This window comes from Streptomyces sp. NPDC048197, from assembly GCF_043202395.1.
GTDB classification, from domain to species: domain Bacteria; phylum Actinomycetota; class Actinomycetes; order Streptomycetales; family Streptomycetaceae; genus Streptomyces; species Streptomyces siderophoricus.
On sequence record NZ_JBIDAJ010000020.1, the window covers coordinates 66889 to 89770 of the forward strand.

13 protein-coding genes are annotated in these 22882 nt (G+C 73.3%); 8 read left to right on the plus strand and 5 right to left on the minus strand.

Annotation, left to right across the window (positions count from 1 at the left end):
- The first annotated feature begins 167 nt into the window (after positions 1-167).
- The gene (locus ACGF4C_RS24935) at positions 168-1601 is read left to right on the plus strand and encodes a sodium:solute symporter (protein ID WP_393569032.1); all 1434 of its coding nucleotides are present in this window, start codon (positions 168-170) and stop codon (positions 1599-1601) included.
- A gap of 74 nt (positions 1602-1675) precedes the next feature.
- Entirely contained in the window at positions 1676-3376 is a 1701-nt protein-coding gene (locus ACGF4C_RS24940) for a thiamine pyrophosphate-binding protein (RefSeq protein ID WP_393569033.1), read from the plus strand.
- Positions 3377-3454: 78 nt separating this feature from the next.
- On the opposite strand, the gene ACGF4C_RS24945 is transcribed toward ACGF4C_RS24940, so the two are convergent.
- A complete protein-coding gene (locus ACGF4C_RS24945) occupies positions 3455-5614 on the minus strand; it encodes a YhgE/Pip family protein (RefSeq protein ID WP_393569034.1) in 2160 nt (719 codons plus the stop codon).
- Positions 5586-6425 carry an ATP-binding cassette domain-containing protein gene (locus ACGF4C_RS24950; protein ID WP_393569035.1) on the minus strand — a complete coding sequence of 280 codons (840 nt, stop codon included), beginning with the start codon at positions 6423-6425 and terminating at the stop codon, positions 5586-5588. The genes ACGF4C_RS24945 and ACGF4C_RS24950 overlap by 29 nt, the downstream gene beginning before the upstream one ends.
- 252 nt (positions 6426-6677) lie before the next feature.
- Here ACGF4C_RS24950 and ACGF4C_RS24955 point away from each other — a divergent pair, with 252 nt between their 5' ends.
- The 3 genes from ACGF4C_RS24955 to ACGF4C_RS24965 all read left to right on the plus strand — a co-directional run bounded on the left by ACGF4C_RS24955 (position 6678) and on the right by ACGF4C_RS24965 (position 15124).
- Entirely contained in the window at positions 6678-9512 is a 2835-nt protein-coding gene (locus tag ACGF4C_RS24955; RefSeq protein ID WP_393569036.1) for a discoidin domain-containing protein, read from the plus strand.
- Positions 9513-9703: 191 nt separating this feature from the next.
- Complete coding sequence (locus ACGF4C_RS24960; RefSeq protein WP_393569037.1) at positions 9704-13573, plus strand: ABC transporter ATP-binding protein; 3870 nt, start codon at positions 9704-9706, stop codon at positions 13571-13573.
- Positions 13574-13702: 129 nt separating this feature from the next.
- Positions 13703-15124 (plus strand): S28 family serine protease, encoded by a 1422-nt coding sequence (locus ACGF4C_RS24965; RefSeq protein ID WP_393569038.1) that lies wholly within the window; start codon positions 13703-13705, stop codon positions 15122-15124.
- Positions 15125-15217: 93 nt separating this feature from the next.
- Here ACGF4C_RS24965 and ACGF4C_RS24970 read toward each other — a convergent pair whose 3' ends face one another.
- The 3 genes from ACGF4C_RS24970 to ACGF4C_RS24980 form a co-directional block, all read right to left on the minus strand.
- Complete coding sequence (locus ACGF4C_RS24970) at positions 15218-17044, minus strand: glycoside hydrolase family 3 protein (RefSeq protein ID WP_393569039.1); 1827 nt, start codon at positions 17042-17044, stop codon at positions 15218-15220.
- 93 nt (positions 17045-17137) lie between these two features.
- Positions 17138-18058: a sugar phosphate isomerase/epimerase family protein gene (locus ACGF4C_RS24975; protein ID WP_393569077.1), complete on the minus strand. Its 921-nt coding sequence runs from the start codon at positions 18056-18058 to the stop codon at positions 17138-17140.
- Positions 18059-18217: 159 nt separating this feature from the next.
- Positions 18218-19246, minus strand: a complete 1029-nt coding sequence (locus ACGF4C_RS24980) for a GNAT family N-acetyltransferase (RefSeq protein ID WP_393569040.1) — start codon at positions 19244-19246, stop codon at positions 18218-18220.
- Between the two features lie 225 nt (positions 19247-19471).
- Here ACGF4C_RS24980 and ACGF4C_RS24985 point away from each other — a divergent pair, with 225 nt between their 5' ends.
- Genes ACGF4C_RS24985 through ACGF4C_RS24995 form a run of 3 tightly spaced genes read left to right on the plus strand, consistent with a single transcriptional unit; the run spans position 19472 to position 22727 of the window.
- A complete protein-coding gene (locus ACGF4C_RS24985) occupies positions 19472-20623 on the plus strand; it encodes a Gfo/Idh/MocA family protein (protein ID WP_393569041.1) in 1152 nt (383 codons plus the stop codon).
- Positions 20620-21789, plus strand: coding sequence for a dihydrodipicolinate synthase family protein (locus ACGF4C_RS24990; RefSeq protein ID WP_393569042.1), 1170 nt, complete (start codon positions 20620-20622; stop codon positions 21787-21789). The genes ACGF4C_RS24985 and ACGF4C_RS24990 overlap by 4 nt, the downstream gene beginning before the upstream one ends.
- Positions 21786-22727 carry a sugar phosphate isomerase/epimerase family protein gene (locus tag ACGF4C_RS24995; RefSeq protein ID WP_393569043.1) on the plus strand — a complete coding sequence of 314 codons (942 nt, stop codon included), beginning with the start codon at positions 21786-21788 and terminating at the stop codon, positions 22725-22727. Before ACGF4C_RS24990 ends, ACGF4C_RS24995 begins: the two co-directional genes overlap by 4 nt.
- The last annotated feature ends 155 nt before the right edge of the window (positions 22728-22882 follow it).

A 22882-nucleotide genomic window follows, 5' to 3' on the forward strand; every position in this document is an offset into this window, starting at 1 on the left:
CGAGACGAGTCCGCGGGACGACGAGCCTTCGAGGCGAGTCCCCCGAGGGCGAGTCCCCGTGAGGCGGGCCGCACTCTCCCCCCCGTGCGCGCCCGCCTCTCCCCCCGCTCCCACTCCCCACGCCCCCACACCCCCTCTCCCCTCGGCGCAGCTGGAAGGGATGGCCCATGGCTGTCGACTATGCGGTGATCGTGCTCTATCTGGCCGGAATGCTGGCCATGGGCTGGTGGGGCATGCGCCGCGCCAAGTCGAAGAGCGAGTTCCTGGTCGCGGGGCGCCGCCTCGGGCCCGCGATGTACTCCGGAACCATGGCCGCGATCGTCCTCGGCGGCGCGTCCACCATCGGCGGCGTCGGCCTCGGCTACAAGTACGGCCTCTCCGGTGCCTGGATGGTCTTCACCATCGGCCTCGGACTGCTCGCCCTGTCGGTCTTCTTCTCCGCGCGGATCGCCCGCCTGAAGGTCTACACCGTCTCCGAGATGCTGGACCTGCGCTACGGCGGCCGGGCGGGCGTGATCTCGGGTGTCGTCATGTGGGCGTACACGCTGATGCTAGCGGTCACCTCGACCATCGCGTACGCCACGATCTTCGACGTCCTCTTCGACCTGAACCGGACCGTCGCGATCATCCTCGGCGGTTCGATCGTCGTCGCGTACTCGACGCTCGGCGGCATGTGGTCGATCACGCTCACCGACATGGTGCAGTTCGTGGTCAAGACGATCGGCGTGCTGCTCCTGCTCCTGCCCATCGCGGTGGTCAAGGCGGGCGGCTTCGCCGAGATGAAGGCCAAGCTTCCGGCCTCGTACTTCGACCCGCTGGGCATCGGCGGCGAGACGATCTTCACCTACGTGCTGATCTACACGTTCGGCATGCTCATCGGGCAGGACATCTGGCAGCGCGTCTTCACGGCCCGCAGCGACCGGACCGCGAAGTGGGGCGGCACGGTCGCGGGTACGTACTGTCTCGCGTACGCCCTCGCCGGTGCCGTCATCGGTACGGCGGCCAAGGTGCTGTACCCGAAGCTGGGCAGCCCGGACGACGCCTTCGCGACCATCGTCAAGGACGAACTCCCGGTCGGCGTACGGGGATTGGTGCTCGCCGCCGCGCTGGCCGCCGTGATGTCGACGTCGTCCGGTGCGCTGATCGCCTGCGCGACCGTGGCCAACAACGACATCTGGTCGCGGCTGCGGGGAGCCGTACGGCCGTCCGGCGAGGAGCACGACGAGGTCAGGGGCAACCGCGTCTTCATCCTCCTCATGGGCCTCGCGGTGATCGGCACGGCCATCGCGCTGAACGACGTCGTCGAGGCCCTGACGGTGGCGTACAACCTGCTCGTCGGCGGGCTCCTGGTCCCGATTCTCGGCGGGCTGCTGTGGAAGCGCGGCACGGTACAGGGCGCGCTGGCCTCGGTGACGGTCGGCGGCCTCGCGGTCATCGGCCTGATGGCGGGCTACGGCATCCTCGCCAACGAACCCGTCTACTACGGCCTGCTCGCCTCCCTCGTGGCCTACGTGGCGGTCAGCCTCGCCACCCGGCCGACGGACGCGGCGGTGCTCGCGGTGTGGCGGGCACGGCTGCAGGCCAGCCCGGCCGACGCTTGACCGGACACCGGGCCCCACGACGGACCCCCACCCCCCGAAGACACGCCCCGGAACAGACGGAGAGTCACCCGCCGATGAGCACCACCACACCCGCCCCCGCCCCGTCGCCGACGAACCGCCCGCGTACCGGCGGCGACCTGGTCGTCGAGTCGCTGGCCGCGCTCGGTGCGCGTACCGTCTTCGGGCTGCCGGGCCAGCACGCGCTCGGGGTGTTCGACGCGCTGCGCCGGTCCGCGCTGCGGTACGTGGGGCTACGGGTGGAGAACAATGCGGGCTTCGCCGCCGACGCCTACGCCCGGGCGACGCACGGGGTCGCGCCGCTGCTGGTCTCCACCGGGCCCGGGGCGCTGATGACGCTGCCCGCGCTGCAGGAGGCGGCGGCCGGGTCCGCCGCCGTGCTGGCGATCGGCAGCCAGGTCCCGCTGGCCGGGATCGGCGGCGGCCGGCACGGCTATCTGCATGAACTCGCCGACCAGAGCGCCGCGTTCCGCGATGTGGTCAAGTCGGTGCACACCGTCCGTACCGCCTCGCAGATCCCGTCGGCGGTGGCCGCCGCCTGGGAGTCGGCGCTGAGTGCGCCGCACGGTCCGGTCTGGCTGGAGATCCCGCAGGACGTACTGCTGGCGCCGGTCGACGTACCGCCGGTGGACGCGCTCGCGGTGGCCCCGCGGGTCCCCGCGCCCCGGCCGGAGCTGATCCGTGCGGCCGCCGGGCGGCTGACCGGGGCCCGCCGCCCGGTGATCCTGGCCGGCGGCGGGGTCGTACGGGCCGGGGCCGAGGCGGAGCTGCTGGCGCTGGCCGAGCGGCTGCGGGCGCCGGTGGCCACGACCTTCGGCGGTAAGGGCGCCTTCCCGTGGGAGCACCCGCTCTCCCTGGGGTCCTGGCTGGAGGACCGGCACACCACCGACTTCCTGGAGGACGCCGACACCCTGCTGGTCGTCGGGTCGGGGCTCGGCGAACTCTCCTCGAACTACCACACGTTCCGCCCGCGCGGCCGGGTAGTCCAGATCGAGGCGGACCTCGGCAAGCTGGAGTCCAACCACGCCGCGCTGGGCATCCACGCGGACGCCCGGCAGGCGCTGGCCGCGCTGGTCGAGGAGACGGCCGGTGCCGGGGCCGGCGCGGAGGCCGTCGGGCTGCCCGCGCCCGGGGCGGCCGGGTCGCCGGAGGCCGAGGTGGCCGGTGTGCTCGCCCGGGTACGGGACCGGCTCGCCGCCCAGGACCTCGGCCTGGAGCAGCGGGTGCTGGCCGCCGTACGGGAGGCGCTGCCGGACGAGGCGGTCAGCTGCTGGGACATGACGATCCTGGCCTACTGGGCCTGGTCCGCCTTCGACCCGCGGCGTACCAACGCGCTGCATTCCGCGCAGGGCGCCGGCGGTCTGGGGTACGGCTTCCCGGCGGCGCTGGGGGTGGCCGTCAGCGATCCGGGGCGGCCGGTCCTGGCGGTGTCGGGGGACGGCGGCGCCATGTACTCGATCGCCGAGCTGGCCACCGCCCGCCAGTACGGCCTGCCGGTGACGTGGCTGATCGTCGACGACGGCGGCTACGGCATCCTGCGCGAGTACATGACGGACGCCTTCGGCGAGGCCACCGGCACCGAACTGAGCCGCCCGGACTTCGTCGCCCTGGCCGAGTCGTTCGGCGTCCCGGCGGTCCGTACCGACCCCGGGCGGCTGGGTGCGGACCTGGCCGCGGCGCTCGCCGCCCCGGGCCCCTCGGTCGTCGTGCTGCCGGCCCGGCTGCGGATGTTCGCGCCGACGCACCTGCCGGCCTGACGCGGGGCCGCCCGGCCCGAACGCGCGGAGGCGGTGCCGGAGGACCGGCACCGCATCCGGCGGTCGAAGGACCGGTTCCTAGAGGCTGAGCTCCGGGTGCAGGTCCTTCATCCGTACGACCTGGCGGCTGCGCGCCGCGAGGGCGGTGAGGGCCAGGGCCCCGAGGGTGAAGGCCGCGAGGACCACGCTGCCCTGCTGTACGACGGCGAGGTCGCCGCCGGTGATCAGCCGGCGCAGCCCGTCGACGACGTAGCTCATCGGCAGGAACGGGTGCAGGGCGGCGAAGAAGCCGGGGCTGGTCTGCACCGGGTAGGTGCCGCCCGCCGAGGTCAGCTGGAGCATCAGCACGACCAGGGTGAGCACCCGGCCGGCCGGGCCGAAGAAGGCGCTCAGCAGCTGGATGATGGCGGTGAACGCGGCCGTGGCCAGCACCAGGAAGCCGATGGTGGCGGCCGAGCGGGCCATCTCCAGGCCGAGGCCCCAGTGGAGCACGGCCATCAGGGCCAGCACCTGGACGACGCCGATGGCGAAGGCCGGCAGCCAGGAGCCGAGCGCGATCCGCCAGCCCGGGGCGCCCGCGGCCAGCGCGCGCTTGCCCAGCGGCTGCAGCAGCATGAACGCGACCATCGCGCCGACCCAGAGGGACAGCGGGATGAAGTACGGCGCGAGGCCGGTGCCGTAATTGGGCGCCTTGTGCAGCGACTTGGCGGCCAGCGCGACCGGGTCGGACATGACCTCGGTACGGGCGTCGCGGTCCTTCTTGTCGTAGTCGGGGATCTTGCTGACACCGCTGTGCAGCCCGTCGGCCAGCTCGTTGGTGCCGTCCTTGAGCTTGAACAGACCGCCGGTGAGCTTCTCGGCGCCGTCGGCGGCGGTGCCGAGTCCGCTGTGGACCTTGCCGGCGCCGTCGGCGACCTTGCCGGCGCCGTCGGCGACCTTCCCTGCGCCGTCGGCGAGGGTGTTGATGCCGTCGGCGAGCAGCCCCGCGCCCTGGGAGACCTTGTGGGCGCCGGAGTTGAGCGCGTTGATCTTCTCGATCGCGGCGTCCGCGCGGTCGGCGATGCCCGGTGCCTGGTCGGCAACGGACACGGCGACCCGGTGCAGATCACGGAGCTTGGTGTGCAGCTGCCCGAAGTCGGTGCGGCCGATGGTGTCGTTGACCTTTTCCGCCGCGTCGGCCGCGACGGCGGTGCCGGCCGCGATGGCCTTCAGCTTGGGGCAGGCGGGGTCGGTGGCGACGACGCCGCAGCGCTCGCGGTACAGCTCCGCCGCGTCGTCGGCGTTCTTGCGCGCCTGGCCGGCGGCCCGGGCGGAGTCCCCCGGAAGCTTGCTGAGGTCCTCGTCGAGCCGCTGGGTGAGGTCGGCGACCGTCTGCGCCTTCTCGCCGATCTCCTTGCCGTGTGCCCTGAGGTAGGGCAGGTCCTTCTTGGCGACGCCCTGCACCTTCTCGGCGAGCTGCTGGGTGCCGTTGGCGACCTGACCGGCGCCCTGGCTGAGCTGCCGGGCCTTGGAAGCGGCCTTCGTCGTGCCGTCGCTGACCTGGCCGGCGCCGTCGCTGACCTGGCCGGCGCCCTTGCTGACCTGGCCGGAGCCCTTGTCCAGCTTGCCCAGCCCGTCGGCCAGTTCGCCGGTCTTCTCCTTCGCGGTGCCGACGCCGTCGTCGACCTTCCCGGCGCCGTCGGCGGCCTCGGCCGTCTTGTCGTGCAGATCGGAGAACGACACGAAGATCTTGTCGAGCATGCCGCGGGTCGACGTCGCCGAGGTCTTCGCGCGGATCTCGGAGAAGACGGTCTTGGAGATCGAGCCGACGACGTAGTTGTTGGCGTCGTTCGTCCGGACCTGGAGGGCGCCGGTCTGCGGGTCGTCGCCGGAGCTGGAGGCGATCCGCTTGCTGAAGTCCGCCGGGACGGTCAGCGAGAGGTAGTACGTGCCGTCCTCGACGCCCTTGGCGGCGTCCTCGGAGCTGACCTCCTCCCAGTCGAAGGTCTTGCTGTCCTTGACGTTCTTCGCCAGTTCGTCGCCGGCGGTGATCTTCTTGCCGCCGGCGGTGGCGCCCCGGTCATCGTTGACCAGCGCCACCGGGATCTTGTCCAGGCGGGCGTAGGGGTCCCAGAAGGAGCAGAGGTAGAGCGCCCCGTAGAGCAGGGGGATCAGCATCAGGGTGACCAGCCCGATCCGGGGCAGCTTCCCCCGGCCGAAACGCCTGAGCTCAAGCGCGGCCAGCTTCGGCGAACGCATGCGCCGCTTCCTCCTCGGTGGTGTGGGGGGTGGTCTTCGGGCCGTCCTGGTCCGGGGCGGTGTCCGCGGGCCGTGCGGTGTCGGCAGGCCGTGCGGGGCCCGCGGACCGTGCGGTGGCCGCGGCCGTGGTGCGGACGATCAGGGCGTCCGCCGGGGCTTCGCTGCCGGCCGCCACCACGGTGATGCCGGCCAGCGCGAGGTCCCGCAACAGCTGCCAGGCCAGGTCACGTTCGGCCGGGGACAGCTTGAGGTCGACGTCGTCGACGGCGAGCAGATGCGGGTCCTGCATGACCGCGAGCGCGATCGACAGCCGCAGCGCCTCCAGCCGTTCCAGGTCGCGGACACAGGTCCGCAGGCCCTTGGGGAGGGTGTCGGGGTCGAGTCCGGCGGCCGCCAGCGCGGCGTCGATCCGGGCCCGGGTGGCCTCCTTGTGGCGCCTGCCCCAGGGCAGTGCCGGGGAGTTGGCGAGACGACGGCCCAACAGGGCCTGTTCCTTGAGGTGTTCGCCGACGGTGAGTGCCGGTTCCAGATCGGCGACGCCCGGGACGTGGGCGAGCGCGGTACGGCCGCGGACCGTACCCATCCGCTTCGGCAGCGGGAAGCCGGCGACCGTGGCCGAGCCCTCGGAGAGCCGCATCCGGCCGGTCAGGGCGAGCAGCAGGCAGGTGCGCCCGGAGCCCGAGGGGCCCTCGACGGCGATCAGCGAGCCCGGCTCGGCGGTGATGTCGACGCCCCGGAAGGCCCAGCCGCGTGGGCCCCGCACTCCTATCCCCGTGGCGTGGACCGCCGCCCCCTTGCGGGTGGTGTTCACAACCCCTCCCCATTTGATCTGACTGGTCAGTCTAAAAGTGTGCCGTACCTGGGGCCTTTTGACCAATCGGCGCGCTTCGGCGGGCGGCTGGGCGGTGGACGGGTGTCTTTTGCCGGCAATTCGTCCCGATGCGGCCGTGACCCGAACGGGGGACTCGGCTTAGGGTGCCGACATGGCGGGGGCCTGATGATGTTCACGTGGTGCCCGTGGCGCGGACCCGCGGCACGGGCTCTTCATGGATGACGGAGAACCATGGAAGATTCGACACGTCACCCCACCCCCCTGCCCTCCCGGGACCCGGCCGGGCCGCCTCCCGGCCGCACCGCCCGGCGCTCCCGCAAGACCCTCGCGCCGCTCCTCGCGGCCGCCCTGGTCGCGGTCCTCGCACCGGTCTCCGCCTCGGCCGCCGCCCCGTCCGGGGGACCGCCGCCGGAACCGGCCCCCGGCCCGCACGGGCCCTGCCTGGCCGGCCACGACGGCGACGGCTGGACCGCCACCTCCGACAAGATCGACCCGGCGGACAGCTACCACGCCTTCGTCGGCAACGGCTACCTCGGCCAGCGCGTACCGCCCAACGGCACCGGCTACGCGGCCCCCGGCGGCCAGACCGGCTGGCCCCTGAAGACCCCCGCCTACGACGGTTCCTTCGTCTCCGGGCTGTACGCCAAGGGCCCCAAGGACGTCCAGGGCCGCCAGGCCATCGCCGCGCTCCCCACCTGGACCACGCTGAACGTCGGCACCGGCGGCGCCCACCCCGACACCTTCTCCTCGGCCACCGCACCCGGCCGGATCTCGCACTACCGCCAGTCCCTCTCGCTGCGCTGCGGCTTCGTCCGCACCTCGCTGACCTGGACGGCGGCCGACGGCCGCCGCACCGACCTGGTCTACGACGTACTCACCGACCGCACCGACGCGCACACCGGCGCGGTACGGCTGCGCATGACGCCCCACTGGAGCGGTGCCGCCACCGTCACCGACGCCCTCGACGGCCGCGGCGCCCGCCGGATGACGGCCTCCGGCACACCTTCCGCCGCCAAGGACGCCGCCGGCGGGACCATGGACGTCGGCTTCCGCACGGACGGCACCCGCACCGAGGGCGCGGTGGCCTCCACCCTGCGCCCCGGCCCCGGTGTCCGGGCCACCGCGCCCACCCGGGCCCCGCAGTCCGGCCGGACCGCCTCCCTCAGCAACCGCCAGCAGCTGACCTTCCAGGTCCGCAGCGGCCGCTCGTACGAACTGGCCAAGTACGTCGGCGTGGACACCGCGCTGACCTCCCGCCACCCGCGCGCCGCCGCCGACGCCGCCTCCCGGCGGGCCGCGAGCCGCGGCTGGCAGGAGCTGTTGGCCCGGCACACCGCCGCCTGGCGGCAGCTGTGGCGCAGCGACATCGAGGTCAAGGGGCAGCACGATCTGCAGACCTGGGTCCGCTCGGCGCAGTACGGCCTGCTGTCCAGCGTCCGCGCCGGCAGCCGCAACAGCATCGGCCCCACCGGCCTGACCAGTGACAACTACGCCGGTGAGATCTTCTGGGACGCCGAGACCTGGATGTACCCGGGCCTGCTCGCCACCCACCCCGACCTCGCGAAGTCGATCGTCGACTACCGCTACAAGACCCGCGCCGGCGCCCGCGAGAACGCCCGCAAGCTCGGCTACGACGGGCTGTTCTACGCCTGGACCAGCGGCAGCAAGGGCGACCTGTGGAACGAGTGCCACAGCTGGGACCCGCCGCACTGCAAGACCCAGAACCACCTGATGGGTGACATCTCCCTGGCCACCTGGCAGTACTACCTCGCCACCAAGGACACCGCCTGGCTGCGCTCGCGCGGCTGGCCGGTCCTGAAGGGCATCGCCCAGTTCTGGGCCTCCCGGGCCACCCGCAACGCCGACGGCAGCTACTCGATCAAGAACGTCGCCGGGCCCGACGAGTACAGCAACGGCGTCAACGACGGCGTCTTCACCAACGCCGGCGCCGCCACCGCCCTGCGCCACGCCACCCGGATCGCCGCCGTCCTCGGCGAGCACGCCCCGGCCTCCTGGAACACCGTCGCCGACAAGCTGCGCATCCCCTACGACGCGAAGAAGAAGGTCTTCGAGCAGTACGCCGGCTACAAGGGAACCACCATCAAGCAGGCCGACACCGTGCTGCTGATGTACCCGCTGGAATGGCCGATGTCGCAGGACCGGGCGGCCCGCACGCTGGACTTCTACGCCGCGCACACCGACCCGGACGGCCCGGCCATGACCGACTCGGTGCACGCCATCGACGCGGCGGGCATCGGCGAGGCCGGCTGCTCCACGTACACCTACCTGCTCCGCTCCATCAAGCCGTTCGTGCGTGGCCCGTTCGCGCAGTTCTCCGAGGCGCGCGGCAACAAGGCCGGCGCCGACGACCCGCACGCCGGCCGGCCCGCACAGGACTTCCTCACCGGCAAGGGCGGCTTCCTGCAGACCTTCACCAACGGCCTGACCGGACTGCGACTGGGTGAGGACCGGGTGCACCTCGATCCGCTGCTGCCGCCGCAGCTCGCCGACGGCGTCACCCTGCGCGGTCTGCACTGGCAGGGACGGACCTACGACATCGCCATCGGCGCGCACCAGACCACCGTGCGGCTGACCTCGGGTGCGCCGATGCGGATCGAGTCGCCCCAGGGCGAGCAGATCGTCAGCCGCGGCGTACCGGCGGTCCTCAAGACCCGCCGGCCCGACCTGGCCGCCACCACGAACGCCGCCCGCTGCACCCCGGCGACCGCCACCTCCGAGGAGCCCGGCATGTACGCGGTCGGCGCGGTGGACGGCAACGCCACCACGGGCTGGGTGCCGAACGCGGCGGACGGCACCCTCACCGTCGACCTCGGCCGGGCCACCCGGATCGGGAAGATCACTCCGCACTGGACCTCGGCCCGGCCGAAGTCCTACCTCGTCCAGGTGTCGCGGGACGGCACGCACTGGACGAATGCCGGCCCGTCCGGCCACGGCCCGGTGCGGTACGTCCGGGTCACGGTGCACGGCGACCGGACGCCGGCGGCCGACGGCAAGCCCCGGCCGCACCCGGGCATCTCGGAACTGACCGTGCAGCGGGTCAACTGATCACCCCGCCTGAACACTGCTCCCCGTGAGCGCGCCGTGCGCCGGCCGGTCCCCCTGGGCCGGCCGGCGCACTGCGTGCCGCGCACGGCGCACGATCCGGTCCGCAACCGTCGGATTGTTGCAGCGGGATGAAATTCATACCGGGCGGTGTTGGTGCCTTGCGGTAGACGTCGAGGCGCGGGAGGCACCGGGTGGCGGGGACGGACACGGACACGGATACGGCAGGGGCCGGCTGGGCACGGCGGCTGACCAGGGACTGCTGGCAGTACCGCAAGGACGTGCTGCTCGCCCTCGGGTCCTCGCTGGCCGGGATGGCGGTGATGGCGCTGGTCCCGCTCGTACCGAAGCTGATCATCGACGACGTCATCGTCAGCCACCGGCGGGCCCTCGCCCCCTGGGCGAGCCTGCTGATCGCCGCCGCCGTGGTCGTCTACGTCCTCACCTACCTCCGCCGCTTCTACGGCGGACGCCTCGCCCTGGACCTCCAGCACGACCTGCGCACCCGCATGTACGGCGCGATATCCCGGCTCGACGGCCGCCGTCAGGACGAGCTGAGCACCGGCCAGGTCGTCGGCCGCGCCACCAGCGACCTCCAGCTGATCCAGAGCCTGCTGTTCATGCTCCCGATGATGATCGGCAGCGTCCTGCTCTTCGTGATCTCCCTGGTCGTGATGGCGGTGCTCTCCCCGCTGCTCACGGTCATCGCGCTGGCCGTCGGGCCCGCCCTGTGGTTCATCGCCAAGCGCAGCCGCGCCCGGCTCTTCCCCGCCACCTGGTACGCCCAGGGCCAGGCGGCCGCGGTCGCCGGGGTCGTGGACGGCGCGGTCTCCGGCGTCCGGGTCGTCAAGGGCTTCGGGCAGGAGGAGCAGGAGACCGGCAAGCTCCGCGAGGCCGGCCGCAAGCTGTTCGCCGGCCGGCTGCGCACGGTCCGCCTCAACGCCCGCTACACGCCCGCCCTGCAGGCCGTCCCCGCGCTCGGCCAGGTCGCGATGCTGGCCCTCGGCGGCTGGATGGCCACCCGCGGCCAGGTCACCCTCGGCACCTTCGTCGCGTTCTCCACCTACCTCGCGCAGCTGGTCGGACCGGTCCGGATGCTCGCGATGATGCTGACCGTCGGACAGCAGGCCCGGGCCGGCGTCGAGCGGGTCTACGAGCTCATCGACACCGAACCGGCGCTGACGGAGCGGCCCGACGCCCATGAGCTGCCCGCCGACGCCCCCGCCACCGTCGAGTTCGACAAGGTCACCTTCGGCTACGGCACGGGCGACGGCGCCCGCCCGGTCCTCGACGGCTTCTCCCTGCGCATCGAGCCCGGCGAGACGGTCGCCGTGGTCGGCACGTCCGGCAGCGGCAAATCCACCGTCTCGCTGCTGCTGCCCCGCTTCTACGACGTCTCCGCCGGCCGCGTCCTGGTCGGCGGCCACGACGTCCGCGACCTCACCCTCGCCTCGCTGCGCGCCGCCATCGGCCTGGTCCCCGAGCACAGCTTCCTGTTCTCCGACTCGATCCGCGACAACATCGCCTACGGCAACCCGGGCGCCACCGACGCCGAGATCCGCGCGGCGGCCCGCGCCGCGCAGGCCGACGGCTTCATCTCCGAGCTCCCCGACGGCTACGACACCGAGGTCGGCGAGCAGGGGCTGACCCTCTCCGGCGGCCAGCGGCAACGCATCGCATTGGCCCGCGCGATCCTCACCGACCCCCGGCTGCTGGTCCTCGACGACGCCACCTCCGCCGTCGACGCCCGCGTCGAGCACGAGATCCACGAGGCGCTGCGCGGCGTCATGGCGGGCCGGACCACCCTGCTCATCGCGCACCGCGCCTCCACCCTGGCGCTCGCCGACCGGGTCGCCGTCCTCGACGGCGGGCGGCTGGTCGACATCGGCACCCAGGAGGAGCTGGCGGAGCGATGTCCGCTCTACCGCGCGCTGCTGACCGACCCGGAGGAGCTGGGCGGCGTCGAGCGGGACCCGGCGGGCGAGCTGGCCGGCGCCTTCGACGGCGAATTCGCGGCGAGCGGGCTGCTGGAGTACGCGTACGCGCCCGGTACCGACGTGCCGGAGAGCGCCGGACCGGAGAGCGCTGAGCCGGCCGACGACACCGTCACCCCCGAGATCACGCCCGAGCTGTGGGTCCGCCGCGAACAGGACGCCGAGGCCGGCGCGGCCGGGGTGGCGCCCCGCGCGGCGGCCGCCACCGGCCCCGGCATGGCCGCCGCGGCCGCCGGCCCCGCGACCCCCACCCTGCTCGACCAGGTCGCCGCGCTCCCGCCGGCCACCGACACCCCGGACATCGATGAGGACCGGGCCGTCCGCCCCGAGCGCTCCTACGGTCTGCGCCGGCTGCTGCACGGCTTCGGCGCCCCGCTGGCCGTCGCCCTGGCCCTGGTCGCCGTCGACGCGGTCGCCGGGCTGCTGCTGCCCGTCCTGATCCGGCAGGGCATCGACGAGGGCGTCCGCCGCGGGGTGCTGGCCGGTGTGTGGACGGCCGCGGTGCTCGCCCTCGTCGTGGTCCTCGCCCAGTGGGCGGCCCAGTTCGGCGGCAACCGCATGACCGGCCGCACCGGCGAGCGGGTGCTGTACTCCCTCCGTCTGAAGATCTTCGCGCAGTTGCAGCGCCTCGGGCTCGACTACTACGAGCGCGAGCTGACCGGCAAGATCATGACGAGGATGACCACCGATATTGACGCCTTGTCGACATTCCTGCAGACCGGGCTGGTCACCGCCCTGGTCTCGATGCTGACCTTCTTCGGCATCCTCATCGCCCTGCTGGCCATCGACCTCCAGCTGGCCCTGGTCGTCTTCGCCACCCTCCCGCCCCTGGTCATCGGCACGTACTTCTTCCGCAAGCAGAGCGTCAAGGCGTACGAACTCGCCCGCGAGCGGATCAGCACCGTCAACGCCGACCTCCAGGAGAGCGTCGCCGGCCTGCGGATCGTCCAGGCGTTCCGCCGGGAGCACCGCGGCGCCGAGCGGTTCGCCGCCCGCAGCGACGCCTACCGCCGGGCCCGGGTCCACGGCCAGTTCCTGATATCGATCTACTTCCCGTTCGTGCAGCTGCTGTCGTCCGTCGCGGCGGCGCTGGTGCTGATCGTCGGCGCCGACCGGGTGAGTGCGAACACCCTGACCGCCGGCGCGCTGGTCGCCTACCTGCTCTACATCGACCTGTTCTTCGCCCCCGTCCAGCAGCTCTCCCAGGTCTTCGACGGCTACCAGCAGGCGTCCGTCTCGCTGGGCCGCATCCAGGAGCTGCTGCGCGAGCCGACCTCCACCCCCGCCGCCGAACGCCCCCGGGAGGTGCCCGCGCTGCGCGGCGAGCTCACCTTCGACGACGTCCACTTCCGGTACGGCACGGCGGACACCCCCGCGCTGGCCGGGGTCAGCCTCACCGTCCCCGCGGGCCAGACCGTGGCCTTCGTCGGCGAGACCGGCGCCGGCAAGTCCACCCTGGTCAAGCTGGTCGCGCGGTTCTACGACCCGACCTCGGGCGCGGTCCGCGTCGACGGCACCGACCTGCGCGAGCTGGACCTGACCGGCTACCGCCGCCGCCTCGGCGTCGTCCCCCAGGAGCCCTACCTCTTCGCCGGCACGGTCCGCGACGCCATCGCCTACGGCCGCCCCGACGCCACCGACGCCGAGGTCGAGGCCGCCGCCCGCGCCGTCGGCGCGCACGCCATGATCGCCACCCTGGAGGGCGGCTACCTCCACGAGGTCGCCGAACGCGGCCGCAACCTCTCCGCCGGCCAGCGCCAGCTGCTCGCGCTGGCCCGCGCCGAACTCGTCGACCCGGACGTGCTGTTGCTCGACGAGGCCACCGCCGCCCTCGACCTCGCCACCGAGGCCGTCGTCAACCAGGCCACCGACCGCCTCGTCGGCCGCCGCACCACCCTGGTCGTGGCGCACCGCCTGACCACCGCCGCCCGCGCCGACCGGGTCGTGGTCCTGGACCGCGGCCGCATAGCCGAGGACGGCAGCCACGACCAACTCCTCGCCCGCGACGGCCGCTACGCCGAGCTGTGGCGCACGTTCACCGGCGAGGGCGAGGAGGAGCTGGTGGCCTGACGCTCCGGACACGGCGGCCGGACCCCAAGCGGCCCGGCCGCCGGTCCCCGGACGGCCCCCGGGGGCTGGTGGTGCCCCCGGTGCGCAGATAGGTTCAGCCCGACCTTTGCAATCCCAAGGGGAGGGTGCATGCGCAAGGCCACCAGATGGCTGCTGTCGCTCGCCGTGCTCATAGGCACGGCCACAGCCGGCAGCGCCCAGGCGGGAGCGGCCACCGCCGCCGAGCCGACGACCAAGGACATCAAGGACCGGATCCTCGCGATACCGGGCATGAGCCTCGTCGAGGAGAAGCCGGTAGACGGCTACCGGTACTTCGTCCTGAACTACACCCAGCCGATCGACCACGAGCACCCGTCCAAGGGGACCTTCCAGCAGCGGCTGACCGTGCTGCACAAGTCCGTGGACCGCCCGACGGTGTTCTTCACCTCCGGCTACAACGTCAACACCACGCCGTCCCGCAGCGAACCCACGAAGATCATCGACGGCAACCAGGTCTCCCTGGAATACCGGTACTTCACCCCGTCGCGGCCCACGCCCACCGACTGGAAGAAGCTCGACATCCGGCAGGCCGCCACCGACCAGCACCGCATCTTCCGGGCCCTGCACCGCATCTACGGCAAGAACTGGATCGCCACCGGCGGCAGCAAGGGCGGCATGACCGCCACCTACTACCGCCGCTTCTTCCCGCACGACATGAACGGCACCGTCGCCTACGTCGCGCCCAACGACGTCAACAACGACGAGGACTCCGCCTACGACCGGTTCTTCCAGCACGTCGGCACCGACCGGTGCCGCGCCGACCTCGCCGCCGTCGAACGCGAGGCCCTGCTGCGCCGCGGCGAGATGGTCAAGCGCTTCCAGGACTGGGCCGCCAAGGAGAAGCAGACCTTCACCAACACCGGCAGCGCCGACCGGGCCTACGAAGTCATGGTCACGGACCTGGTGTTCGGGTTCTGGCAGTACCAGCCCGCCGAGACCGCCTGCGCCGAGATCCCCAAGCCCACCGCCTCCACGGACGAGCTGTGGAAGTGGATGGACAAGGTCGGCGGCTTCGACAGCTACACCGACCAGGGCATGGAGCCCTACCTGCCGTACTACTACCAGGCGGGCACCCAGCTCGGTGAGCCCGGCTACGGCTACCCGAACCTGGCCGGCCTGCTGAAGTACCCCGGCATCAACAACTCCCGCACCTTCGTGCCGAAGGACATCCCGATGCGCTTCGACAAGCGCGCGATGCCCGACGTCGACCGTTGGGTGCGCCACCACGCCCGGCGGATGATGTTCGTCAACGGCCAGTACGACCCGTGGAGTTCGGAGCACTTCGAGCTCGGCAAGGGCTCCCGCGACTCGTACGTCTTCACCGTGCCGGGCGGCAACCACGGCTCCAACATCGCCAAGCTGAAGGACGCCGACCGCACCAAGGCCACCGCCGAACTCCTCGCCTGGGCCGGGGTCCCGGCACCCGCGGGCACCACCCCCGCACCGCTGGCCCACCCCGACAAGAAGCTCGACAAGCAGGAGACCCGCCGGATGCCGATGCTCCGCCCCTGACGGGCGGACCGGCTCACCGGCCGACCGGCTGACGGGCCCGACGGGCCGGCGCGCTCCCCGCGACCACGGGGAGCGCGCCGCACCCGCACCGGCTCAGTACGACAGGCCGTGCCCGATCTGGTACAGCGCCTTGTCCGGGACGTCGGCGCGCATTATCGCCACCGGCAGCCGGCCCACCGGATCCCGTAGTCCGGCGATCACCCGGGCCGCCGCCCGAAGCTCCACGTCCGTCCACGAATAGCTCGCCAGCGCCGCCTTGACGCCGGCCAGCTGCGCGATGTCGTACGGATTGCGCACCGCCAGCTGCACCACCGGCTTCCCGGTGGCCAGCAGCGCCTCGACCAGCTTCCGCTGCGGAGAGCCGGCGGTCACGTTGTACGTGGCCACCACCACCGCGTCCCGCTCGCCCAGCGCCGCCACCGCCCCGTCGATCTGCGCGGACGTCGGCGACATACCGGTCGACTGCGCGGTGGCCGTGAAACCCAGCTCGTCCAGGGCCCGCGCCAGGACCGCGGTCGGCGGGCCGCCGGTGCCCGACGGCGCGGCCGGGTCGACGCCCACCACCAGCACCCGCCGCTCCCGCCGGCGGGACAGCGGCAGCACCCCGGCGTCATTGCGCAGCAGCGTCGTCGTACGGTCCGCGATCCGGTCCGCGGCCGCCAGATGGCCCCGCGTCCCGACGACCCGGTCCACCTCGCCCCGGCTGGTGTACGGGTCGTCGAACAGCCCCCGCCGCTCCTTCAGCAGCAGAATCCGCAGCAGCTTCGCGTCGAGGTCGTGCTCGGACAGTTCCCCGTCCTTCAGCGCCGTCAGGACGGCGCCGTGCGCCACCGACAGGTCCGGCGGATTCAGCAGCTGGTCCACGCCGGCCTTCAGCGCGAGGACCGGCACCCGGGCGTCGCCGTACTTCTTCCGAACGCCCTCCATGCCCAGCGAGTCCGTCACCACCACCCCGTCGTAGCCCAGGCGTTCGCGCAGCAGGCCGGTGAGGATCGGCCGGGACAGCGTCGCCGGGTCCTCGCTCGCGTCGAACGCCGGCACGACGATGTGCGCCGTCATGATCGAATCGATCCCCGCGGCGATCGCGGCCCTGAACGGCGGCGCGTCCAGCCGCTCCCACTCCTCGGCGGTGTGGTGGATGTACGGCAGCCCCACATGGCTGTCGGTATCGGTGTCGCCGTGGCCGGGGAAGTGCTTGGCGCAGGCGGCCACCCCGCCGTCCTGATAGCCCCTCACCTGCCCGCCGACCATACGGGCCACGGCCTGCGGATCGGCGCCGAAGGACCGCACGCCGATGACCGGGTTGGCCGGGTTGACGTTCACGTCCGCGTCCGGGGCGTAGTCCTGCCGGATGCCCATGGCGGCCAGCTCCTGCCCGGCGATCCGGCCCGCCGTACGGGCGTCGTCGCGGGAGCCGCCGGCGCCGAGCGCCATCGCGCCGGGGAACAGTGTCGCGGGCGCGCCGACCCGGGCCACTATGCCGTGCTCCTGGTCCGTGGAGATCAGCACCGGTACGGGCACGCGCTGGGCGGCCGCGGCCTTCTGGATGCCGTTGGACAGCTCGGCGATCTGGTGCGGCTCACGGGTGTTGTGCGCCCAGCCGAAGTAGATGATGCCGCCGACGTGGTACTTCGCGATCAGCTCCGCCGCGTTGGCGACCCCGATCTCCTTCTGGTTGGCGGCCACGTCGGCCGGGGCGGGGTCGGTCGCCGATTCGCCGTAGACCCGCATCACGAAGAGCTGGCCGACCTTCTCCTCCGGGGTCATCCGGGCGATCAGGCGGCGCAGCCGGTCCCGGGCGGCGGCATCGGGGGCGGGCCGGCGGCCGGTGACCGGCGCCGCCACGGCGGGCCCGGCACCCGCCGCACAGGCGGCGACGGCACCGGCCGCGGTGGTCAGAACGGTACGTCTGGAGTGCATCCGCGCTCCTTCCGGAGGGCTTCCTCGACCTCGTACAGGACTCGTTGAAGGAAACTTCCAAGGAGACACGGATAGCCGGAAAACTATTGTCGGTCAATCACTCCGGTCAGGGGTGCCGCCCTCCTCTTGCACGCCGGCCGGGGGTGTGGGAGGGACCGCGGGAGACACGGCGGCGTCGCCCGCCGCGGCGCCGGCCGCCACCCCGTCGAGCAGCCGCCGCAGATGCTCCCGGCCCGCGGCCAGCAACCCGGGCAGCTCGGGTGCCTCGGGGAACCAGCGCTTCTCGTACTCCCAGCACAGCCAGCCGCCCGCGCCCAGGCCGAAACCGCCCTCCGGCGCGGGCACCGGACCGTGCGCCGCCGCCGGCTCCGGCCCGAGCGCGGCCAGCGCGGACGCCAGCGGCAGGGCGCCTGCCCCGAGCGGCACCGGACGCGGATCCGCCGCCGACACCACGTCCTTGACCTGCACATAGCCCAGATACGGAGCGAGCGCCGCCCGGGTGTCGACGGGCCGCTCGCCACCGCGCCAGGTGTGCAGCACGTCCCACAGCGCGCCGACGCTGCGGTGCCCGACCAGGCCCAGCACCCGCGCGGCGGCCGCGCCGGTGCCGTGTGAGTCATGGGTCTCCAGCAGCACCCGGACGCCCCGCTCGGCCGCGAGCGGCGCCACCGCGGCGAGCCGCCGGGCGGCATCCGCGTCCGCGTCGTCCGCCGGCCGTTCCCCGCCGCCGGGGAACACCCGCACGTATGGCGCCCCCAGATCCGCGGCGAGCAGCACCAGCTCGGACAGCTCGTGCGCCAGCTCCTCCTCGCCCGCCGCGTCCCGCGCGGCCGCGACCCGGGCATACCCGGCGACAGCCAGGATCTCCACCCGGGCCGCCGCGAACTCCGCGCGCACCGCGGCCCGCTCCCGCGCCCCGATCAGCGGATGCACCGGCTCCTCCGGATGGGCCCGCAGCTCCACCCCCTGATAGCCGGCCCCGGCGGCCAGCCGCACCACGTCGGCGACCGGCATGCCCGGCACCCCGAGCGTGGAGAACGCCAGGCGCAAGGGCGGCGCCGCCGCCCGGCCCGCAGCACCGGTCGGGGTGCCGCCCGGCCCGCCGTCGTCGCCCGTGCCCTGCGTACCGTCCGTTCCGGTCATGCCCGCGCTCCCTCTCTTACGTGGTCGTCCCTACGTGCCCGCCCCGCGCAGCGACAGCCGCCAGTCCTGGCCGACCAGGTCCTGCCCGAAGCTGTGGTGCGGTGTCTCCGAGACCAGCTCGAAGCCGGCCCGCTGGTAGATCCGGCGGGCCGCACCGAGGACGGAATTCGTCCACAGCACCATCTCCTCGTACCCGGCGTCCCGCGCGAAATCGACACAGGCGTCGACGAGTTGCCGCCCCAGGCCGTGGCCCCGCGCGGACGGCTCCACCAGCAGCAGCCGCAACCGGGCCACGCCCGGCCGGCCGTCCCGTACGCACATCACCGCACCGGCCCTGGCGCCCCCCAGCTCCGCCACCCAGGTGCGGTCCCACCGCGGGTCGAACGCCTCGGCGTACTCCGCGACGATGCGGGCCACCAAGGCCTCGTAGCTCAGGTCGAAGCCGTACTCGGCGGCGTAGAGCGCGGCGTTCCGCTCGACCATCCAGCCGAGGTCACCGGGGCGGGCGGTGCGCAGGGTGACCGTGGGGGAGGAGGCCGGAGGTGCCTCGCCGGTGGCCGCCGGGTCGTCGCCGAGCAGGGCGCGGATGGTCCGCATCGCGTCCGCCAAGCGGGCCCGGTCCGCCGCCGGAAGGTGCCGGAGCAGAGAGCCCGCGGCCTCCTGGGAGCGCTCCTCCAGCAGCGCGGCCGCCTCCCGGCCGTCCCCGGTGAGCGTGATCCGCTGGCGGCGCGGGTCCTGCGCGGACCTGCCGCGGCTGATCAGCTCCCGGTCCTCGAACTTGCCGAGCAGCCGGCTGAGATACCCGGCGTCCAGGGACAGCGAGGCACGCAGATCCGCCGCGTCCACCCGCTCCTGGTGGGCGAGTTCGTAGAGCACCCGCGCCTCGGTGAGGGTGAACGGGGTGTAGAGGTGCCGGCCGTAGTCGAGCGCGCCTATCAGGTTGGTGTAGAAGCGGTTGAACCTGCGCAGCTCACGGACGTCGGCGCCGGGATCGGACGCCGCGGCGACGCCCCCCGGCGCGCTGCCGGACCGGGCGTTGGAGGGTGCTTCGGTTGTCATCGTCGACCACCTCACCGTTGACTGAGTCAAGGATAACGAACCGGGGCCGATCCGCGCACCGCCAATGCGCCGGCAGCCCCGCCGGCCCGTCGGGCAGCCGTCCGGCGGCCGCCGCGATGCCACCATGGAAGGCGCTTGCTCCACCTCCGTTCCCGCTGCACCACGCCGCTGCTCCACCCGCCACCGAGGAAGCCGCCCCCGCACGAGGGGAAGAGAGGCCGGGCCGTGACACGCAGGACCGTACGCATCGCCATGAACGGCGTGACTGGGCGCATGGGCCACCACCAGCACCTGGTCCGCTCCCTCCTCGCCCTGCGTGACCAGGGCGGACTCCCCCTGGACGACGGCACGGTCATCTGGCCGGAGCCGGTGCTGGTCGGCCGCTCCCCGCAGAAGTTGCGTGCCCTGGCCGAACGGCACGGCCTGCCCGAGTGGTCCTGCGACCTCGACGCCGTACTGGCCGACGACACCGTCGAGATCTACTTCGACGCCCAGGTCACCGCCGCCCGCGAGGAGGCCGTGAAGAAGGCGATCGCGGCCGGCAAGCACCTCTACGTCGAGAAGCCCACCGCGAGCAGCCTCGCCGGCGCCCTCGAACTCGCCCGGCTCGCCCAGGAGGCCGGCGTCAAGAACGGCGTCGTCCAGGACAAGCTCTTCCTCCCCGGCCTGCGCAAACTCCGCCGCCTCGTCGAGGGCGGCTTCTTCGGCCGGATCCTGTCCGTACGCGGCGAGTTCGGCTACTGGGTCTTCGAGGGCGACTGGCAGCAGGCCCAGCGCCCCTCCTGGAACTACCGGTCCGAGGACGGCGGCGGCATCGCGGCCGACATGTTCCCGCACTGGGAGTACGTCCTGCACGAACTCTTCGGCCCGGTCCGCACCGTCCAGGCGCAGCTGACCACCCACCTCCCGCGCCGCTGGGACGAGTCCGGCACGCCGTACGACGCCACCGCCGACGACGCCGCCTACGCCGTGTTCCAACTGGCCGGCGGTATCGTCGCGCAGCTCAACTCCTCCTGGGCGGTCCGGGTGCACCGCGACGAACTCGTGGAGTTCCAGGTGGACGGCACCGAGGGCTCCGCCGTCGCCGGCCTGCGCGGCTGCCGGGTGCAGCACCGCTCCGTCACCCCCCGGCCCGTCTGGAACCCCGACCTCCCGGTGGCCGAACCGTTCCGCGCACAGTGGCAGGAGGTCCCCGACAACGCCGACTTCGACAACGGCTTCAAAACGCAGTGGGAGCTCTTCCTGCGCCATGTCGTCCGCGACGGGCCCTGGCGCTGGGACCTGGCGGCCGGCGCCCGCGGCGTCCAACTCGCCGAACTGGGCGCCCGGTCCTCCGCGGAGGGCCGCCGCCTGGACGTCCCGGAGGTGGACCGGTGACCGCCCGGACACCCGGCGGCGCCGTATCCACCTCCGGGCCCGCGGCCGCCCCGCCGCCCGGAGGCCGGCCCCCGCTGCGGTCCCGCACCGTCTTCGCCGCCGCCCACGTCGTCGCCGATCCGTACGCCGACACCACCCCGGACGGGCCGGCCGTCCTCGACTGGGACGCCACCCTCGCCTTCCGCCACCACCTCTGGTCGCACGGCCTGGGCGTGGCCGAGGCGATGGACACCGCACAGCGCGGGACGGGCCTGGACTGGCCCGCCGCCGCCGAACTGATCCGCCGCTCCGGCGCCGAGGCCCGCGCGGCCGGCGGCCGGCTGGTCTGCGGCGCCGGCACCGACCAGATCACCGCCGGATCGCTCGCCGCGATCCGGGCCGCCTACGAGGAGCAGCTCGCGGTCGTCGAGGCGGCCGGCGCACAAGCCGTCCTGATGGCCTCCCGCGCGCTCGCCGCCACGGCCCGCGGCCCCGAGGACTACCTCGACATCTACGGCCACCTCCTCCGGCAGGCCGCCCAACCGGTCGTCCTGCACTGGCTGGGCGCGATGTTCGACCCGGCGCTCGCGGGCTACTGGGGATCCGCCGACCTGGACGCGGCCACCGACACCCTCCTCGCGGTCATCGCCACTCACCCCGGCAAGGTCGACGGCGTCAAGATCTCCCTGCTGGACGCCCCGAGGGAGCGCGCACTGCGCCGCCGCCTGCCGCCGGGCGTGCGCTGCTACACCGGTGACGACTTCCACTACCCCGAGCTGATCGAGGGCGACGAACAGGGCTTCAGCCACGCCCTGCTCGGCGTCTTCGACCCGCTGGCCCCTCTGGCGGCCGAGGCCGTCCACCACCTCGACACCGGCGACCCGGCCGGCTTCCGCGAACTCCTCGACCCCACCGTCACGTTGGCCCGCCACCTCTTCCAAGAACCCACCCGCCACTACAAGACCGGTGTCGTCCTGCTGGCCTGGCTGGCGGGCCACCAGTCGCACTTCACCATGGTCGGCGGCCTCCAGTCGGCCCGCTCGCTGCCCCACCTGCACCGCGCCCACGAACTCGCCGCCGCACTCGGCCTGTTCCCGGACCCGGACCTCGCCGCCCACCGGATGCGCCGCCTGCTGTCCGTGTACGGCGCCGAGGACGCGTTCCCGACCCCGGGAGCCCCCGCATGACCGACGACCTCACCGCCCCCACCGACCTCACCGCCCCCACCGACCTCACCGTTCCCACCGACCTCTCCCGCCTGAGCCTCAATCAGGAGACCCTCCGCCAGTGGTCGCTGCCCGAACTCGCCGACGGCTGCGTACGGGCCGGCGTCCCGGCCGTCGGACTGTGGCGCGCGCCCGTGCAGGCGTACGGCGTGGCCGCGGCCGCCCGGCTGGTCCGCGCGGCCGGGCTGCGGGTCAGCAGCCTGTGCCGGGGCGGGTTCCTCACTGCGCTCGACCCCGGTGAGCGGGCGGCGGCCCTGGACGACAACCGGGTGGCGGTCGACGAGGCCGCCACTCTGGGGACGGACACCCTGGTGCTGGTCTCGGGCGGGCTGCCGGCCGGCAGCCGGGACCTGCCCGGCGCCCGGGAGCGGATCGCGGACGCCCTGGGGGAGTTGGCGCCGTACGCCGCGGAACGGGGCGTACGGCTGGCGATCGAACCGCTGCACCCGATGTACGCGGCGGACCGGTGCGTGGTCTCCACCCTCGCCCAGGCGCTGGACCTCGCCGAGCGGTTCCCCGCGGACCGGGTCGGGGTGGTCGTGGACACCTACCACCTGTGGTGGGACGACACGGCCGGGGCGCAGATCGACCGCGCCGGGGCCGCCGCCCGCATCGCCGCCTTCCAGCTGGCCGACTGGGTCACCCCGCTCCCGGAGGGCGTCCTGCTGGGCCGCGGGCAGTTGGGGGACGGCGTGGTGGACCTGCGCTGGTTCCGGGAGCGCGTCGAGGCGGCCGGCTACCGGGGGCCGATCGAGGTGGAGATCTTCAACCCGGCGCTGTGGGCCCGCGACGGCACCGAGGCCCTGGCCGAGATCGTGGACCGTTTCCGCCGGCACGTCGCCGCCCGGCCGGAGCCCGGACCGTACGTGCCAGGTGAACGGAATTCGTACAAGGGGTGACGGGCAAATAACTCTGCGGATGCGCGCAACCGTTCCCGGCCGGCAGAAGTCATAGCTGTCGCTGGCCCAGGAGGGGGAGGGATCCGGGGGGATCCGGGGCCGGCACGGGAGGGGGAATCGAGGGGCCCGGCCTGGGGGGACGGGCCCCTCGACGG

Excerpts from the sequence above, each read along its gene's own strand:
- ACGF4C_RS24935 (WP_393569032.1), top strand. The coding sequence starts at position 168 with ATGGCTGTCGACTATGCGGTGATCGTGCTCTATCTGGCCGGAATGCTG.
- ACGF4C_RS24940 (WP_393569033.1), top strand. The coding sequence starts at position 1,676 with ATGAGCACCACCACACCCGCCCCCGCCCCGTCGCCGACGAACCGCCCG.
- ACGF4C_RS24945 (WP_393569034.1), bottom strand. The coding sequence starts at position 5,614 with ATGCGTTCGCCGAAGCTGGCCGCGCTTGAGCTCAGGCGTTTCGGCCGG.
- ACGF4C_RS24955 (WP_393569036.1), top strand. The coding sequence starts at position 6,678 with ATGGAAGATTCGACACGTCACCCCACCCCCCTGCCCTCCCGGGACCCG.
- ACGF4C_RS24965 (WP_393569038.1), top strand. The coding sequence starts at position 13,703 with ATGCGCAAGGCCACCAGATGGCTGCTGTCGCTCGCCGTGCTCATAGGC.
- ACGF4C_RS24970 (WP_393569039.1), bottom strand. The coding sequence starts at position 17,044 with ATGCACTCCAGACGTACCGTTCTGACCACCGCGGCCGGTGCCGTCGCC.
- ACGF4C_RS24975 (WP_393569077.1), bottom strand. The coding sequence starts at position 18,058 with ATGCCGGTCGCCGACGTGGTGCGGCTGGCCGCCGGGGCCGGCTATCAG.
- ACGF4C_RS24980 (WP_393569040.1), bottom strand. The coding sequence starts at position 19,246 with ATGACAACCGAAGCACCCTCCAACGCCCGGTCCGGCAGCGCGCCGGGG.
- ACGF4C_RS24995 (WP_393569043.1), top strand. The coding sequence starts at position 21,786 with ATGACCGACGACCTCACCGCCCCCACCGACCTCACCGCCCCCACCGAC.